Origin of the sequence: Pseudarthrobacter sp. efr-133-R2A-89 (assembly GCF_030209315.1) — a bacterium.
Classification (GTDB): Bacteria; Actinomycetota; Actinomycetes; order Actinomycetales; family Micrococcaceae; genus Arthrobacter.
This window is the reverse complement of record NZ_JARVSE010000006.1, coordinates 304,119-318,538: the sequence shown is the minus strand read 5'-3', so window position 1 is coordinate 318,538 and position 14,420 is coordinate 304,119. Positions and strand designations below refer to the sequence as shown.

The 14,420-nt window shown below is 66.8% G+C and carries 10 protein-coding genes and 1 pseudogene; 7 read left to right on the top strand and 4 right to left on the bottom strand.

The genetic code is table 11. The annotated features are described in order from the left end of the window. Positions 1–50: 50 nt before the first annotated feature. The 4 genes from QRM95_RS13075 to QRM95_RS13060 all read left to right on the top strand — a co-directional run bounded on the left by QRM95_RS13075 (position 51) and on the right by QRM95_RS13060 (position 5,092). The gene (locus QRM95_RS13075; protein ID WP_285248000.1) at positions 51–977 is read left to right on the top strand and encodes an intradiol ring-cleavage dioxygenase; all 927 of its coding nucleotides are present in this window, start codon (positions 51–53) and stop codon (positions 975–977) included. Between the two features lie 115 nt (positions 978–1,092). Then, the gene (locus QRM95_RS13070; RefSeq protein ID WP_285247999.1) at positions 1,093–2,559 is read left to right on the top strand and encodes a polysaccharide deacetylase family protein; all 1,467 of its coding nucleotides are present in this window, start codon (positions 1,093–1,095) and stop codon (positions 2,557–2,559) included. Between the two features lie 139 nt (positions 2,560–2,698). Next, the gene (locus QRM95_RS13065; RefSeq protein WP_285247998.1) at positions 2,699–4,429 is read left to right on the top strand and encodes an alkaline phosphatase family protein; all 1,731 of its coding nucleotides are present in this window, start codon (positions 2,699–2,701) and stop codon (positions 4,427–4,429) included. An 87-nt stretch (positions 4,430–4,516) separates the two neighbouring features. Then, positions 4,517–5,092: an SRPBCC family protein gene (locus QRM95_RS13060; protein WP_285247997.1), complete on the top strand. Its 576-nt coding sequence runs from the start codon at positions 4,517–4,519 to the stop codon at positions 5,090–5,092. Positions 5,093–5,094: 2 nt separating this feature from the next. Here the strand turns inward: QRM95_RS13060 and QRM95_RS13055 are convergent, their stop codons facing one another. Further along, positions 5,095–5,373 carry a YciI family protein gene (locus QRM95_RS13055; protein WP_285247996.1) on the bottom strand — a complete coding sequence of 93 codons (279 nt, stop codon included), beginning with the start codon at positions 5,371–5,373 and terminating at the stop codon, positions 5,095–5,097. 131 nt (positions 5,374–5,504) lie between these two features. Beyond that, entirely contained in the window at positions 5,505–6,470 is a 966-nt protein-coding gene (locus QRM95_RS13050; protein WP_285247995.1) for an alpha/beta fold hydrolase, read from the bottom strand. Between the two features lie 183 nt (positions 6,471–6,653). Between QRM95_RS13050 and QRM95_RS13045 the strand changes: the two genes are divergently transcribed. The 3 genes from QRM95_RS13045 (at position 6,654) to metH (ending at position 12,501) form a co-directional block, all read left to right on the top strand. Next, entirely contained in the window at positions 6,654–7,700 is a 1,047-nt protein-coding gene (locus tag QRM95_RS13045; RefSeq protein ID WP_285247994.1) for an LLM class flavin-dependent oxidoreductase, read from the top strand. 49 nt (positions 7,701–7,749) lie between these two features. Beyond that, positions 7,750–8,766 (top strand): serine hydrolase, encoded by a 1,017-nt coding sequence (locus tag QRM95_RS13040; RefSeq protein WP_285247993.1) that lies wholly within the window; start codon positions 7,750–7,752, stop codon positions 8,764–8,766. 90 nt (positions 8,767–8,856) lie between these two features. Further along, entirely contained in the window at positions 8,857–12,501 is a 3,645-nt protein-coding gene (metH, locus tag QRM95_RS13035; RefSeq protein WP_285247992.1) for a methionine synthase, read from the top strand. 45 nt (positions 12,502–12,546) lie between these two features. Here the strand turns inward: metH and QRM95_RS21175 are convergent, their stop codons facing one another. Together QRM95_RS21175 and QRM95_RS21170 are read right to left on the bottom strand one after the other, a co-directional pair. Further along, complete coding sequence (locus QRM95_RS21175; RefSeq protein WP_502934964.1) at positions 12,547–13,257, bottom strand: ATP-binding cassette domain-containing protein; 711 nt, start codon at positions 13,255–13,257, stop codon at positions 12,547–12,549. 399 nt (positions 13,258–13,656) lie between these two features. After that, a pseudogene (locus QRM95_RS21170) lies at positions 13,657–14,166 on the bottom strand (ATP-binding cassette domain-containing protein); the annotation flags it as partial. Positions 14,167–14,420: the final 254 nt, after the last annotated feature.

The following is a 14,420-nucleotide window of genomic DNA, read 5'->3' as shown; positions in this document are numbered from 1 at the left end:
GCACAGATACCACCGGTCCGCGGCATAGCCGCATGCGGTTTCCTTGGACCATGACCACTTCACGCACACCCGGCCAGCCCGACGTCGACCAGCCCCATCCCAACCATGACCGAGGGCTGGAGTTCGATCTGGCCACCCTGATGAGCCGACGGTCCCTGGGGCTGTTCCTGGGTGCAGGCGGGGCGGCCGCCGCGCTCGCCGCCTGTAGCCCCGCCGGAACCACGGCGTCCACGTCTTCGGCTACGTCGTCAGCCACTTCTTCGGCGGCGTCTTCAGGTTCCGCCGCAGCATCCACGGACTCTGCTGCCGCAACCGCCACGCCAACGCTCACGCGGGCCATCGCCGAATGCGGGGTGGAGATTCCGGAGGAAACCGCGGGTCCCTACCCCGGCGACGGCTCCAACGGGCCGAACGTCCTGGAAGCCTCCGGCGTGGTGCGCCGGGACATCACCTCAAGCTTCGGCACCGCGTCAGCGACGGCGGAGGGCGTGCCTCTGACGTTCACCCTCACCCTGCTGGACAACGCCAAAGGCTGCACCCCGATGGCCGGCGCCGCGGTGTACGCCTGGCACTGTGACCGGGACGGGAAGTACTCGATGTACGACTCCAGCTTGAAGAACGAGAACTACCTCCGCGGCGTGCAGGAAGCGGACGCCAACGGTCAGGTCACCTTTACGTCCATCTTCCCGGCCGCCTACTCCGGCCGCTGGCCGCACATCCACTTTGAGGTCTTCGAGTCCATGAACAACGCCACCTCCGCCGGGCAGGTGCTGGCCGTCTCCCAGATCGCCCTGCCCAAGGCTGCCTGCGACGACGTCTACGCCACCCCCGGATACGAAAAGAGCGTCACCAACATGACCCGCACCACCCTGCAGTCGGACAACGTGTTCGGGGACGACGGCGGCATCTACCAGCTGGCCACCATGACCGGCTCGGCCGCGGCCGGCTACGCGGCGGGGCTCAACGTGACCATCTAGCGCGCCGCGCTCCCCGGTCCCAGGCAACGGCCCCCGGTTTCACCATCCCGGCCTGGTAATAAGGGACAATCGAAGGGTCAACACCTGAGGAGCGTGCGGATCGATGGGGCTGGGGATGGGGCGCACCCGCGGGAGCGCGGCTGCCGCCTGCCTGCATGTCCTCCTGGCGGCGATTTGCGCGGCGGCGCTCGTCAGCGGTGGTGACAGCATGGCCGGCGCGCCGTACACGGCGTTGAACTCCCACGAACGGGTTTCAAGCCAACCGGAGACCGTGGCATTGCCCCAACCGCTCTCGGATGCGCTGGACGGACCGGTGGAGGTGCCGGGCGGGTACGGGATGGCCTTGACGGCCCACGTGGGGGAGCGCCGTGTGCATGCGTCCTGGACCTACGTTGACGGGGTGCCCGGGTTGAACACGCATGTCGACTCGTGGCTGCTGGGACTCCTCGATGCGGCTGCGCCGGTGGGTGGCCGGTACCGGCCCGCGATGGCCCTGAACGCACAGCAGCCCGAGGGCCAGGAGATGACGGTGTCCGCGGCGCCCGTTCAGGCTGCGGGAACAGTGATTGTTGTCCGCCAAAAAGTGAAGACTTCCGGGACGGGCGGGACCGTCTCCGAACGATCGGAAACCGTGTACGTTAACACGGTTTCCGGGGCTGTCCGTGGCGGCGCGGAGCTGGTGCGGCCGGAGGCGGTTCCGGGCATTCAATCGCGCATGGTGGGCGTTCCGGCGCAGATCGCCACCCCCGTCCGGCAGGACATCCCGGTGGGCGACCTGGTCCTGAAACCGTCCGGGGAGCTGGCGGTGTCCGCGGAGGTTCCGGGAAACCCCGGGGGCAACGTGACCTTGACCATGAACGCCGCCGACGCCGGGGCGGTGCTCAGCGACTACGGGCGGCAGGTCCTGGAGCAGCTGAACGCCGCCGCCATCCCGCGTCCCGCGACAGCACCGGCAGCCAGGCACGTGAACTGCGACGTCGTCCCGTGCGCTGCCTTGACGTACGACGACGGGCCGGACGCCCGCACCACACCGCAGCTTTTGGCCATCCTGGCAGAGCGAAAAGCCCAGGCCACGTTCTTCATGACCGGGTCCAATACGGCCGCCAACCCGGCAACCGCGAAGCAGGTGGCCGACGCCGGCTACGCGATCGGCAACCACACGTTCAGCCACCCGTACCTGACCAAGCTGCCCATCCCCGCGGTCAAGAAGGAGATCGAGCGGACGGACGCCGCCATCCTTGCCGCAACCGGCTCCACCCCGGCCACGATGCGGCCGCCCTACGGCGCAGCCGATGCCGCCGTGCAGGGCGCTGTGGGCAAGCCGCTCATTCTCTGGGCCGTGGACTCACTCGACTGGCAGAGCAAGAACCCGGCGGTATTCGTGCCCAAGGTGCTCAAGGAGATCACGCCCGGCGCGGTGGTGCTCATGCATGACGTCCAGCCGACGACGATCGCCGGGCAACAGGAGCTGATGTCCACCCTGCAGGCCCAGGGCTACCAGCTGGTGTCTGTCCCGCAGCTCTTCGAAGGCACGCCCCTGGTCCCGGGCCATGTGTACAGGTCCCGGCCCGCGCGGCAGTAGGCAGCACCTGAGCACCCCAGCACCAGGGTGCCCGCGCTCCGGCAGGCCCGGGCGATGGATTGTGGGCAAGTTCCCAGAAAATTCCCGTCAGGTGCGCAGGGACCGTGTGGGAGGGTAACCCCAGTGGCCGGACCCCCGCGTGAGTTTTTTTGATGCGGTGACGGCCGGTTCGCAGGAGCAGCGTCAGGAGGACGCGATGTTCAGCACCAGGAGACGCATCCGGCAGGGAAAAGTCCTGCGCCGCCTTGGGCTGGCTCGCTCCCCGTTCCACACGCTGCTGGCGGGCTGGATCGCCCTGGCCCTCGGGGCGCTGCTGGCATTCGCCGGAAGCGGTGCCGCCGGGGGACCGGTCAGCGCCGAGGCCGGGATTTCCAAGATCAAGCACGTAGTGATCATTACCCAGGAGAACCGCTCCTTCGACACCTACTTCGGGACGTACCCGGGCGCCGACGGGATCCCGATGGCCAACAACGAGCCGGCCGTGTGTCTGCCGGACCCCGCCAACGGCGGGTGCGTCAAACCTTTCTACAACCCGGCCGATGCCAATGTCGGTGCCCCGCACAGCCACAATGACGAAGTGGCTGACGTGGACAACGGGGCGATGGACGGGTTTGTGGCCCAGGCGGAAAAGGGCCTGGCCGGCTGCACCGCCACCCAGGTGAACTGCCGCTACCGGACCACCGCCACGGATGTGATGGGGTACCACGATGGCCGGGACCTCCCCACGTACTGGGACTACGCCCGCAACTTCACGCTGCAGGACCACATGTTCGCGGCCGCCTCCGCCTGGAGCCTTCCGGCGCACCTCTACCTGGTCTCGGAATGGTCCGCCAAATGCACCAAAGCCGGGGACCCGGCGTCGTGCTCCAATGCGCTCCAGAACCCGGACTCCGGACCCGACCCCGAAATCATCGGCAACAGCCTGATCGGAAAATGCCAGTCCGCCGCGGACCTTGCCCCTTGCAAGCAAGCCCTCACTGCCGCCGGCATCAGCCCGGACCTGGCAGCCGGTGTGGACCGGCTCATCAACGCCAGCTGCAAGCCCACTGACACCTACCCGGCCTGCCAGGCCGCCGTCGATGCCGCCAACGTTCCTGCCGCACTGAAGCAGGAACTCTCCGACGCCGCCAAGCACCTTCAGGTGCCCGACTACGCGTGGACCGACCTGACGTACCTGCTCCATCAACAGCACGTCCCGTGGAACTATTACGTCTTCAAGGGCACGGAGCCGGACTGCCGGGATGACGCTGCCACCTGCGCCCCGATCAAGCAGGATGCCACGACGCCGGGCCTGTGGAACCCCCTGCTGTACTTCGACACCGTCAAACAGGACGGGGAACTGGGGAACATCCAGCCCCTGACCAACTTCTACGACGCCGCGCGACGGGGAGCGCTGGCCGCCGTGACGTGGATCGCCCCGACCGACAAGGTCAGCGAACATGCGCCGGCCAAGATCAGCACGGGACAGCAATACGTTGCCGGGCTCATCAACGCCATCATGAGCGGACCCGACTGGAACAGCACCGCCATCTTCCTGAACTGGGACGACTGGGGCGGGTTCTACGACCACGTCCAGCCACCCAACGCGGACAGCAACGGGTACGGGTTCCGCGTCCCCAGCCTGATCATCAGCCCCTTCGCGAAGCAGGGGTACATCGACCATCAAACCCTGAGCCAGGACGCCTACATCAAGTTCATCGAGGACGACTTCCTGCACGGCCAACGGATCGATCCGGCCACCGACGGCCGGCCCGATCCCCGCCCGGACGTCAGGGAAAACAGCCCGATCCTGGGCGACCTCACCCAGGCGTTCGATTTCACCCAGCAGCCCCTGCCGCCGCACCTGATCGCCAACGCCAGCACATACTGACGCCCTCGGGATGACGGTGGCCCGTTGACCGCAAACAACGGTGTGAGTACTGTGGGCCGCCTATTCACCCTCGCCGTGGAGGCACCAATGGCCGGCACATCGACCAGCAGCACTGACTACGAATTCCTGACTGTCTGGCGCGTGGCGGGAACCCCGCGGGAGGTCACGGACATCCTGGGCGATGCCGGCACGCTTCCCCGCTGGTGGCCGTCGGTGTATCTGACTGTTGAGCAGCTGGATCCGGGCAACCCGGACGGGGCCGGGAAGGCGTTCTTCCTCCACACCAAAGGCTGGCTGCCGTACACGCTCACGTGGCAGCTCACCGTCACCGAGCCCGTCACGGAACACGGCTTCGCCATCTCGGCCCGGGGCGACCTCAACGGCGCCGGCCGCTGGACCTTTGAGCAGGACGGGCCCGAAACGGTGGTCACCTATGAGTGGCGGGTCAGCGCCGCCAAACCGCTGCTGCGGCGGCTGAGTTGGCTGCTCAAGCCGGCCTTTGCCGCGAACCATCGATGGGCGATGGCGCGTGGACAGGAGGCGCTGGCGTTGGAGCTGCGCCGACGGCGGCCTGGCACCGACCCTGCCAAGATTCCGGCGCCCGCGGGGCCCACCTTTTCACGGCTGCCCCGCTGGCCGGGGAAGGCAACTAACCGGCGGTAGCCCTACGCGAAGCGCACGGCATTCCAGTCCAGGAGCCTCGGTTCGGCGAGCCCTTCGGTAACGAACGGGTCGCCGGCAACGAAACGTTCGGCTTCCTGCCGGGACGTGAAAATGCCCATGGAGCTGGCAGCCGGATCGGGGTCCTGGAACGCGCCCAGGGCCACGAGGCCACCACCGTCTGCGTGAAACGCCTCGTAAAAGGCCTTGTGGCGGGGGTAGGTCTCCATGATCCGGGAGCGGTCCACGCCCTCCCGCACGGTGTACAGCACCACACATTCCATGCGGCGAACCTACCACGCGGGGCAGCCGCCTCCGGCTGCCTTTGCTGGGAGGTACGACGACGGCGGCGGGGTAAGTGCCGTCGTCGTACCTTCCGCCGGGGTGCTACCTTCCGGGACGGCCAGCCTGCTGCCTACTGTGTGGGGGAGTCCTGGGGTTGGTGCGTAACCCGCTGGATGAATTCGACCGTCTCGCGCTCGGTTTCGGCGCGGGTGGTGGGTTCGTTGTGCACCTCGTGCCGGACGCCGGGGAAGACGCGGGTGCGGACGTCCGCGTGGCCCGAATCGGTGAGGCGGTTTGCCACGTGGTAGGCGCCTTCGCCGTAGTTGGTCACGGGGTCTTGGTCGCCGGCGAGGATGAGGACGGGGAGGTCCGTGGGGAGCTGTTTGTACCAGTCGTCGGAATTGACGTGGTCGTAGAGGTCCACGAAGCCTTGCAGGAACCGGGCGCTCAGGGGTGCGCCGAAGTTGTTGAAGGGGTCCTTGGCGTGGTCGGCCACCACGTCGGCGTCCAGCGCCACCCAGGCCGTGGGGCCGGGATTGTCTCCGAAGCGGCCCAGGAAACCGTCGAACAGCTGGCCCACGAGGTCCTGCGGTGCGGGGTCCGCCGCGCCGGCGCCGGAGGCAAGCCGTGCCAGTTCCGGCCGGTTGATCGTTGTTTCGATGCCCCGCATTTGGGCGGCGATGCCGCACAGGATCAAGCCGGACAGCTGAGCCTGTGGGTCCACAGCCATGCCGCGCGCAATCATGGAGCCCCAGCTGTGGCCGAACACCACGTAGGGAAGCTGGGGGAGGGCCGCCCTGGCTTTGGCCTGGAGCGTGACCTCGTCCGCGACCACCACCTTGGCGGCGTCCTCGCCGGCGTCACCCCAGGTGCCCTGCTGCATGGCGGTGCGCCCGTGCCCGGCGTGGTCACCTGCCACCACGACGAATCCGGCGTCCACCAGCGTGGAGATGAGGTGGAGGTAGCGGCGGGAATGCTCGCCGAGCCCGTGGATCAGCTGCACGATTGCCCTGGGCTGGCCGATGGGTTCGTAGACCCAGGCCTGGATGGCGTCGCGGCCGTTGGCGGACGTGAACTCGATTTCCTGCAGTGACATGTATTCCTCCTGTGGCGGCGCCGTCGCCTGCCCGTGGTGAGCCTAACCCGTGTGCGGACACGTCCGTCAAGGGTGTGGGTGCTTCTTGTAGAGGCTTAAGGCCTGCGGGACATGTTGGTTCATCCGGTGGCCCACGGCCTAGTCTGAAAACAGCCACGTTCCCTGATCACTTGGAGGAAGCCGATGCCGCAGCCCACCCGTCCTTTGCGCAAGCTGGGCTTCCTCACCATTGGCCTGTTCGACCCCGTTGATCCCGCCGCTGGCCATGAATCCACGTTGCAGATCATCGAGCTGGGCGAGCAGCTGGGATTCGACAGTGCCTGGCTGCGCCACCGGCACCTGCAGTTCGGGATTTCTTCGCCTGTGGCCGTGATGGCGGCCGCGAGCCAGCGCACTTCGAGGATTGAGCTTGGTACTGCCGTGACGCCGCTGGGGTGGGAAAACCCGTTGCGCCTGGCCGAGGACCTGGCCACCGTGGACCTGCTCGCCGGTGGACGGATCAACCCCGGCGTAAGCGTGGGCGAGCCGATGCAGTACGACACGGTGAAGCACGAGCTGTACCCGGATACCGCGGAGGTGGAGGACTTCAGCTACGCGCGGGTGGAGCGGTTTGCGCGGCTGGTGGCCGGGGAACCGGTGCGGGAGTTTTCCGGTAAGCAGGGCGTGGTGGAGGAGTTCTCCAACCGAGTGGAGCCGCATTCGCCGGGGTTGCGGGACCGGCTTTGGTACGGGGCCGGCAGCACGAAGTCAGCGGTGTGGGCCGGTTCGAGTGGGTTCAATCTGCTGTCCAGCAGCGTGATCTTCCCCGACAAGGACCAGGAGCCTGACTTCGCCCTGGTCCAGCAGTCACAGATCCGGGAGTTCCGGGAAGCGGCTGCGGCCGCCGGACATGCTGGGGCGCGGGTGTCACAGGGCCTGGTGGTGATTCCGACTGACTCGGCGACTCCTGCCCAGCGGGAGAAATACCAGCGGTACGTCGACGAACGCACTCCGCGCACCGCTGCTCCGCAGGGGCCGAGGGGCATGATGTTTGCGGCTGATCTGATCGGCACCAGCGAAGAGATCGCCGAGCAGCTATACGCGCACGCCGGGTTCCAGGAAGTGGATGAGGTGGCCTTCGCCCTGCCGTTCAGTTTTGATTACGAGGACTACGTGCAGATCCTGACGGACATGGCGGGGAAGCTCGGGCCGGCTTTGGGCTGGGCCCCAAGTCGCGGCAGGGCCAGGTAACAGCCGGTTCAAAGCTCTGGCATAGCTTCCGTGGCTACGATCACGAACCATGGAAGATCACGAGTCGCGGCACTCCAGTCGTCAGTCCTCGGCCGCAGCCACAGGCCGCGGCCGCTCCCGGGCTTTCCGCCGACGCCGCGCCTTGATCATGGCAGCGTGTGCTGTTCTCTTGGCCGCGGCACTGCCCGTCGGCATCCACACGGCAGCCCAGGCCCGTCCATCCTCCCCCGGTGTCGGCAGCACAGCGAAGAATCCGGTTCCAGGGCAGGCATCCGTTCCGGCCGCCGCTCCCGCCGTGCCTTCCACCCCTGCTCCGACCTCGCCCCCTTCGCCGGTTGGCACGGACGCCGGCAGTACGGTCGATGCGGGACTGGACGCCAAAATAAACGGCATCATTGCAGCCAACCCCGAGTATCAGATCGGTGTGGCCTTGATGGACCTGTCCGGAGGAAGCACCAGCCAGGAAATCCACCAGTACGGCGTGGAGAGCCCTTTTGAAGCTGCCAGCACTGCCAAAGTCCTGGCGGCGGAAGCTTTTTACCACCTCGTTGAAACAGGGGCGGCCTCGTTGGACGACGTCTTGGGCGCCTACCCTGCGGACTTTCAGCTTCAGGCGATGATCCAGCAGAGCGACAACGACTCTTGGTCACTGATCATGGACGCTGTTGGCCACGAGGAACTGACGGACTATGCAAATTCTTTAGGTGTGGCGTACACCCCCGAAAGCAACACCCTCACCACGGCAGACATGGCCCGAATCCTCGCCGGTTTGTACTCCGGAGCCCTGCTCAATGCGGTGGACACCGAGCAGTTGCTGTCCACTATGCAAAACACCAATGATGAAACACTCATCCCTGCTGCCGTTCCAGCCGGGGTCAGCGTCTACCACAAGTATGGGGAGCTGGCAGGGGAACTCCACGATGCCGCCATTTTGGACAAGGGCGGGCACGCATTTGTCCTGGTGGTTTACACCAAGGGCGATGACCTGGGAAGCGTCCCGGAACGTACTGGCATCATCCACGAAGTGACGGAAACTGTTGCCAACGAACTCTTTCCCGGTTCATGACCCGACTCGCACTGGGGGCGCCCACCACTCCCAGCCGTAGCATCCGGACACACAGCGCAACGTTGGCGCCCCCACACGTAACCTGATTAAATGCCTCGTTTCGCACTGGACATCGAGTCCGTCCCCCGCCCCGCCCGTGCCCAGGAACTCCTGGACGCCGTGAACCACCGGGTGGTCATTGCCGACGGCGCCATGGGCACCATGCTGCAAGGCCGGGACCTGCAGCTCGAAACGGACTTCCAGAACCTCGAGGGCTGCAACGAGATCCTCAACGACACGCGCCCGGACGTCATCGCGGACATCCACGACGCCTACTTCGCCACCGGTATCGACGCCGTGGAAACCAACACCTTCGGCGCCAACTGGTCCAACCTCTCCGACTACGGCATCGATGACCGCATCGAGGAACTCGCCTGCAAAGGCGCCAGAATCGCCCGCGAACGCGCCGAAGCCGCGGAAGCAACAGACGGCCGCATGCGCTGGGTCCTCGGCTCCATGGGCCCGGGCACCAAGCTCCCGAGCTTGGGCCACACCAGCTACGACTACCTCAAGCAGACCTTCGCCCTCCAGGCCGAGGGCCTCATCGACGGCGGTGCGGACGCGTTCCTCATCGAAACCAGCCAGGACCTCCTGCAGACCAAGGCCGCCGTCAACGGCTGCAAGCAAGCCATCGTGGACCGCGGCATCCGGCTTCCCATCTTTGTTGAGGTGACGGTCGAAACTACCGGAACCATGCTCATGGGCTCCGAAATCGGCGCCGCCCTCACCGCCCTCGAACCGCTCGGCGTTGACGCTATTGGCCTGAACTGCGCCACCGGCCCGGACGAGATGAGCGAGCACCTCCGCCACCTCTCCAAGCAGTCCTCCGTCGCCATCGCCTGCATGCCCAACGCCGGCCTGCCCATCCTTGGCGCCAACGGCGCGCACTACCCGCTCACCCCCACCGAACTCGCCACCGCGCACGAACAATTCGTGCGCGAATTCGGCCTGGGCCTGGTGGGCGGCTGCTGCGGTACGACGCCGGAACACATGGCCGCCGTCGTCGAACGCCTTGCTCCCTTCCGCACCAAAGCCGTGAATGCCAAGGCAAGCAACGCACCGGCGCGAATCCCCACCGAGCGCGAGGCCGGCGTCGCCTCCCTGTACCAGCACGTGAACTTTGACCAGGAATCCGCCTACCTGGCCATCGGTGAGCGCACCAACGCCAACGGCTCCAAGGCTTTCCGCCAGGCCATGCTCGAGGAACGCTGGGACGACTGTGTGGACATCGCCCGCGAGCAGATCCGCGTCGGCGCCCACCTGCTGGACGTCTGCGTGGACTACGTGGGCCGCGACGGCGTCGCCGATATCAAAGAGGTTGTCAGCCGTTTCGCCTCCGCCTCCACCCTCCCGCTGGTCATCGACTCCACCGAACCCCCGGTGCTGCAGGCAGGCCTGGAACTCATCGGCGGCCGCCCCGTGGTCAACTCCGTCAATTACGAAGACGGCGACGGCCCCAACAGCCGCTTCGCCCGCATCATGCCGCTGGTCAAGGAACACGGCACCGCCGTGATCGCCCTGACCATCAACGAAGAGGGCCAGGCCCGCACCACCGAGGGCAAGGTGGCCATCGCCTCCCGCCTGGTGGACGCCCTGGTGGGCGAATGGGGCATGCGGGTGGAGGACATCATCGTCGACTGCCTCACCTTCCCCGTCGCCACCGGCCAGGAGGAAACCCGCCGCGACGGCATCGAAACCATCGAGGCCATCCGCCAGATCACCGCCAAATACCCCGGCATCAACACTACGCTCGGCGTCTCCAACGTCTCCTTCGGCCTCAACCCGGCCGCCCGCATGGTCCTGAACTCCGTGTTCCTGCACGAAGCCGTCCAGGCCGGCCTGACCAGCGGCATCATCGACGCCGCCAAGATCGTCCCGCTCGCCTCCCTCCCGGAGGAGCAGCGCAAGGTGGCCCTGGACCTCGTCTACGACCGCCGCGAATACGACGCCGACGGCAACACCACCTACGACCCCCTCGCCAGCATGCTTGACCTCTTCGCCGGCGTCGACACCGCAGCGCTGAAGGACCAGCGCGCCGCCGAACTCGCCGCCCTGCCCACGGGCGCCCGCCTGGAACGGCGCATCATCGACGGCGAAGGCAAAGGCCTGGAACAGGACCTGGACCTGGCCCGCAGCGAAGGCATGACCCCGCTCGGCATCATTAACGACCACCTGCTTGAGGGCATGAAAGTGGTGGGCGAACGCTTCGGCGCCGGCGAAATGCAGCTGCCGTTCGTGCTCCAGTCCGCCGAGGTCATGAAGAACGCCGTGGCGCTCCTCGAGCCGCACATGGAAAAGGCCGACTCCTCCGGCAAGGGCACCATGGTGATCGCCACCGTCCGCGGCGACGTCCACGATATCGGCAAGAACCTGGTGGACATCATCCTCACCAACAACGGCTACAAGGTAGTCAACATCGGCATCAAGCAGGGCATCGCCGAGATCATCGCCGCCGCGGAGGAACACGACGCGGACGTTATCGGCATGTCCGGGCTGCTGGTGAAATCCACCGTGGTGATGAAGGAAAACCTTGCCGAACTGCAGACCCGCGGCCTGGCCAAAAAGTGGCCGGTGATCCTGGGCGGCGCCGCCCTGACCCGCGCCTACGTGGAGCAGGACCTGGCCGAACAGTTCGAGGGCACCGTCCGGTACGCCAAGGACGCCTTCGAGGGCCTTGCCCTCATGGAACCGCTGGTGCGCGTGGCCCGGGGCGAGGACCCGGACTCCGTGGGGCTGCCGCCGCTGAAGAAGCGCATCCACAAGGGCGGCCCGAAGTTCACCATCACCGAGCCCGAGGCCATGCCCGGCCGGTCCGACGTCGCCACCGACAACCCCGTTCCCGCGCCGCCGTTCTGGGGCACCCGGATTGTCCGCGGCGTCTCGCTGCACGACTATTCCGCCTTCCTCGACGAGCGCGCCACCTTCATGGGGCAGTGGGGCCTGAAGCCCGGCCGCGGCGAGGATGGTGCCTCTTACGAGGAACTCGTGGAGAGCGAAGGCCGCCCGCGCCTGCGCTACTGGCTGGACCGCATCCTGGGCGAGGGCATGCTGGACGCGTCGGTAGCCTACGGCTACTTCCCCGTGGTCTCCGAAGGCGAACAGGTGGTGGTGCTGCACCACGGCGAGGATCCCGACGGCGTCCTGGGCCAGGCGGGCCTGCTCGCCCCGGACGGTGGTTCGGGCGGTCCCATCGGCACCGACCGCCTGCGGTTCGATTTCCCGCGCCAGCGCCGCGACCGGCATTTGTGCCTGGCCGACTTCGTGAAGTCCCGCGAATCCGGACAGATCGACGTGCTGCCCGTGCAGCTGGTCACCGCCGGCTCCAAGATCGAAGAGTTCACGTCCAAGATGTTCGCGGCCAACCAGTACCGCGACTACTACGAGCTCAATGGCCTGGTCATGCAGCTCACCGAGGCGTTGGCTGAGTTCTGGCACGCCCGGATTCGCAAGGAGCTCGGCTTCGCGGCCGAGGAGCCCAAGGACACGGCAGGGTATTTCAAGCTCGACTACCGCGGCGCCCGGTTCTCCCTGGGCTACCCCGCCTGCCCGGACATGGAGGACCGCCGCAAGGTCACCGAGCTGCTGAAGCCCGAGCGTATGGGCGTGGTTCTCAGCGACGAGCTGATGCTGCACCCCGAACAGTCCACCGATGCGTTCGTGTTCCACCACCCGGAGGCCAAGTACTTCAAGGTGTGAGCTGGCGCCGGCCCTGGGGACGGCGCTGCCGGCGCCGGGCTCTTGTCATTCCGTGCCAGGCAGCGAGGCCAGCTCCGTCAACGACCCGTCGCGTCCCATGCCGAGGATGAGGTCCAGGTCCAACCGGTCCAGGAAGGCGTCATCGTGGCTGACCACGATGACGGCGCCGCCGTAGGCCCCGAGGGACTCCACCAGCTGCTCAACGCTCCGGATGTCCAGGTTGTTGGTTGGCTCATCCAGGATCAGGACTTGAGGCGGCGGGTCGGCGAAAAGCAGCCGGGCCAGGGAAACCCTGAACCGCTCACCGCCCGAGAGCGTGTGCACTGGCCGGTTCACGCTGTCGCCGCGGAGGAGGAACCGGGCCAGCTGGTTGCGGATATCGCCCGCAGGCACGTACGGCGCGGCGTCCTGCACGTTTTCGAGGGTTGTTGCCTGTTCCCGCAGCCCGTCGAGGCGTTGACGCAGGTAGCCCGCGCGGTCTGTCAGCAGGCTTCCACCGGCTTCGCCCTCGATGCACGGGACACCGCCCATCAAGCGTTCCAGCAGTGTGGTCTTTCCGGCGCCGTTGGGTCCGGTGATGGCCACCTTCTCCGGGCCCTGCACCACGAAGGAGCGGTTGGTGCCCCGCAGTTCCGCGATCCGCCGGCCGCGCGGAACGTCCGGGTCGGGAAGGTTCAGGGATATCCGCTCCTGGTCCCGCACCCTCGCTGCTGCGGCGTCCAGGGCCGCTTGCGCGGCCTGCACTTTGGCGTCCATGCCGGAACGCATTCGTCCGGCTGAGACCTGGGCATCAGAGGCCCGCTGGTTCATCAGGATCTTGGATCCCTTCTTATTGTCGTAGCTGGCCTGGCCCGTCCTGGCCCGTTGGGCGAGCTTCGATTCGGCCTCCTGCTTTTGCCGCTTTTCCTTCTTCACCAGTTGCTCAGCGGCACGGGTTGCCTGCGCGGCTGCGGCTTGCTGGCTGTCCAGGTACGCCTGCCACTCGCTGTAGGGGCCGCCGAACACCGTGAGCCCTCCCTCATACAGTTCGGCCGTGCTGTCCATGAGTTCCAGCAGTGCCAGATCGTGGCTGACCACCACCAGGCTGCCCGGCCAGTCAGCCAGCATCCCTCCGAGCGCCGAGCGTGCCTGACGGTCCAGGTTGTTCGTCGGTTCGTCCAGCAAGGTGATGGGGGTGCGCCGGATCCGGAGCCCGGAGATGGCGGCCAGCATGGCTTCCCCGCCGGACAGTTCGCCCACGCGCCGGTCCAGTCCGACGCCGGTCAGGCCGATCCCCTCCAGCGCCTCCTCCGCGCGGGCCTCGATGTCCCAGTCGTCGCCCAGCACATCGAAGTGCTCCACCGCTGCGTCGCCGGATTCGATAGCCCGCAGGGCACTGACTTTGTCCTTGATCCCGAGCAGCTCCATCAGGGTGGCATCGTCGTGCAGCGTCAGGGTCTGTGGAAGGTAGCCGACGGCGGCTCCCGTGGTGATGCTGCCGGCCGTCGGTGTGAGGGTCCCCGCCACGAGTCGCAGCAGCGTGGACTTTCCGGAGCCATTCGTTCCGACGAGCCCGGTTTTCCCGGGCCCGAAGCTGCCGGAGATCCCGGACAACGCCGGCGAGCCGTCCGGCCACCGGAAATGCACGTCCGTGAGGACAATGGATGGATTTTTTATTGCAGGCATGGTGCTCCCAAAACAGGAATGTTGGGCGGCTGGGCCGCGGTTCGCCAAGGTCAGGTCCGTAAGGCGGGGGTCCTAAGGTGGACGGGACGTGGCGGTGGGCGGCCACGGCGGCCCGGGGAATGGGCAGGCGTATGCTGCGGGGCAGGAAATCAGTGCAGGGAGAAAGCCGTGGATCGGCATCGGGCTCCGGGTGGTTTCAGCGGGTGAAGCGCTGAACTTGCCGGCCCTTGGGGCATCAGGGAAGTGTCAGCGCG

What these genes read in the sequence shown, in the direction of transcription:
- QRM95_RS13075 (WP_285248000.1), top strand. Translation starts at nt 51, where the DNA reads ATGACCACTTCACGCACACCCGGCCAGCCCGACGTCGACCAGCCCCAT.
- QRM95_RS13070 (WP_285247999.1), top strand. Translation starts at nt 1,093, where the DNA reads ATGGGGCGCACCCGCGGGAGCGCGGCTGCCGCCTGCCTGCATGTCCTC.
- QRM95_RS13060 (WP_285247997.1), top strand. Translation starts at nt 4,517, where the DNA reads ATGGCCGGCACATCGACCAGCAGCACTGACTACGAATTCCTGACTGTC.
- QRM95_RS13055 (WP_285247996.1), bottom strand. Translation starts at nt 5,373, where the DNA reads ATGGAATGTGTGGTGCTGTACACCGTGCGGGAGGGCGTGGACCGCTCC.
- QRM95_RS13050 (WP_285247995.1), bottom strand. Translation starts at nt 6,470, where the DNA reads ATGTCACTGCAGGAAATCGAGTTCACGTCCGCCAACGGCCGCGACGCC.
- QRM95_RS13045 (WP_285247994.1), top strand. Translation starts at nt 6,654, where the DNA reads ATGCCGCAGCCCACCCGTCCTTTGCGCAAGCTGGGCTTCCTCACCATT.
- QRM95_RS13040 (WP_285247993.1), top strand. Translation starts at nt 7,750, where the DNA reads ATGGAAGATCACGAGTCGCGGCACTCCAGTCGTCAGTCCTCGGCCGCA.
- metH (WP_285247992.1), top strand. Translation starts at nt 8,857, where the DNA reads ATGCCTCGTTTCGCACTGGACATCGAGTCCGTCCCCCGCCCCGCCCGT.
- QRM95_RS21175 (WP_502934964.1), bottom strand. Translation starts at nt 13,257, where the DNA reads ATGGACGCCAAAGTGCAGGCCGCGCAAGCGGCCCTGGACGCCGCAGCA.